This is a genomic window from Pseudomonas huaxiensis (genome assembly GCF_003231275.1).
Classification (GTDB): Bacteria; Pseudomonadota; Gammaproteobacteria; order Pseudomonadales; family Pseudomonadaceae; genus Aquipseudomonas; species Aquipseudomonas huaxiensis.
Map to the genome: position 1 here is coordinate 1 of NZ_QKVL01000114.1, position 2,294 is coordinate 2,294.

Consider the following 2,294-nt stretch of genomic DNA (forward strand, 5'->3'; position numbering starts at 1 on the left):
GGCGGCAGCACCGTGGAGGTCGGCAACACCCCAAAAAAGCCCTGGCGCGCCAACCTGTCGCGTAACAACGACGGCCAGCTTTCCACCGGCGAACAGCAGTGGGGCTACGGCCTGGAGTGGGACAGCCCATTGGGCCTGGCCGACCAGCTGATGCTACGCGGCGGTCGTGATGCGGTCAGCGATCACCAGCGCACCTCGCACAGCGAAATGCTCTTCTACAACCTGCCTTGGGGCTGGTGGAACTTCAGCTATTCCTACAGCCAGAGCGCCTACCGCTCACAGGCCGAAGCCAATACCTTCACCTTCAAGCAAACCGGCGACACCCAGAACCACCAACTGCGCGCCGAGCGGGTGATCCACCGCGACAGCCTGTCAAAAACCTCGCTGAGCACCGGCCTGGCCTACCTGCGCTCGAACAACTACATCGAAGACAGCCGCCTGGAAAACAGCAGCAACCGCCTGAGCGAGGCGCAGTTCGGCATCAACCACGGGCGCAGGATCGGCGGCGCGTTCGTCAACCTGGACCTGGGCATGCAGCAGGGCATCGGCGCCTTCGATGCCCAGGCCGACCGCACCGCCAGCCCCGGCGATCCCGACGCCCGCTACCGCAAATACAGCCTGACCATCAGCTACCTGCAGCCGTTCCAGCTTGGCGAAGAGACCTTCAGTTTCAGCAGCCTCGCCACCGGCCAGCGCAGCGAAGACCCGCTGTTCAGCCCGCAGCGCCTGAGCCTGGGCGGGCTGTCCTCGGTGCGTGGCTACAAGGACCAGTCCCTGACCGGCGACAGCGGCGCTTACTGGCGCAACGACCTGCGCTGGACCCGCCCGGTAGCGCTGGAATGGCTACGCCCGGTGCTGGCCGAGTACGGCGCCAGCGTCGGCTACGACCAGGGCGTGATCCGCGGTGACCGCTACAACGGCGACCAGCACGGGCGTGTCTCCAGCAACGCGCTGGAACTGTTCGCCCGCGGCCAGCACCTGAGCGCCAGCGTGACCTTCGCCCATTCGCTGGAACGCCCCGACGTCATTACCGAGCGCGAAGCGCCCATTTATTTCCGCGTGGAGTTGCTGCTGTAACTCCAGCTTTAGCTGAATCGAGACCACGACATGGATGTCCGTCAATTCGCTTTTCTCCTTCGCCAGCCCTCGGCGACCCTGCACCCGCGCGAGACTTTCTGCGGCCTGCCGAAACGCGCCCTGGCGTTTCTGCTGGCCAACGTCATGTTCTGGCAGCCGCTGTGGGCCCAGGCCGAAGGTATTGCGGTCAGTGCGGCGGGCACCGGGTTGGCGCAGGCGGGCAATGGCGTGCCGATCATCAACATCGCCGCACCCAATGCCAATGGCCTCTCGCATAACCAGTTCAAGGACTACAACGTCGATGCCCAGGGCCTGATCCTCAACAACGCCACCAATCGCACCCAGAGCACCCAACTGGGCGGAATCATCGTCGGCAACCCCAACTTCAGCGGCCGCGCCGCCGACATCATCCTCAACGAAGTCAACGGCGGCAGCGCCAGCCAATTGCGCGGCTACACCGAAGTCGCGGGCAAGTCCGCCCACGTCATCGTCGCCAACCCGCACGGCATCAGTTGCGACGGCTGCGGCTTCATCAACACCCCGAAAGTCACCCTCAGCACCGGCAAGGCGGTGATCGAAAACGGCCAGATCAACCGCTACCAGGTCGACCAGGGCAACGTCTCCATCGACGGTGCCGGCCTCAATGCCAGCAATGTCGACCAGTTCGAAATCATCACCCGCGCCACCCAGATCAACGCCCAGATCCAGGCCAACAAACTCGACATCGTCGCCGGCCGCAACGACGTCGATGCCCGCACCCTTGCCGCCACCGCGCGCGCTGCCGATGGCAGCCAGGCGCCGGCCCTGGCGATCGACTCCTCGGCGCTGGGCGGTATGTACGTCAACACCATCCGCCTGGTCGGCACTGAAGCCGGGGTCGGGGTGAAGCTGGCGGGCAATATGGTTGCTGGCGGCGATATCCAGATTGATGCCAATGGCAAGCTGAACCTGGGCCAGGTGTCGGCGGGTGGTTCGGCGACGGTCAAGGCGCAGGGGGTTGATGCGCAGGGGGCGGTGTATGCGGGCAAGGATCTGGCGGTCAGTAGTCAGGGGGATTTGAACAGCCGGCAGAGTCTGGCTGCGCGGGAGAGTGTTGCACTGGACAGCAGCGGGACGCTCAGCAACCACGGCGTCATCGAAGCGGGCGTCAATGCCGACAACAGCCGTAACAGCGTAGGCGACGTGCGCCTGTCGGCGGCGCGTATCGACAACACCGG

Annotated in this window: 2 protein-coding genes; both read left to right on the forward strand. The window is 65.0% G+C overall.

Features of this window, described 5'->3' with window-relative positions; genetic code table 11:
- The coding region (locus DM374_RS32410; RefSeq protein WP_177431645.1) for a ShlB/FhaC/HecB family hemolysin secretion/activation protein at window positions 1-1,077 on the forward strand (1,077 nt) is incomplete at its 5' end.
- A gap of 30 nt (window positions 1,078-1,107) precedes the next feature.
- Window positions 1,108-2,294: filamentous hemagglutinin N-terminal domain-containing protein (locus DM374_RS32415; protein WP_157969810.1), on the forward strand; the 1,187-nt coding region annotated here is incomplete at its 3' end.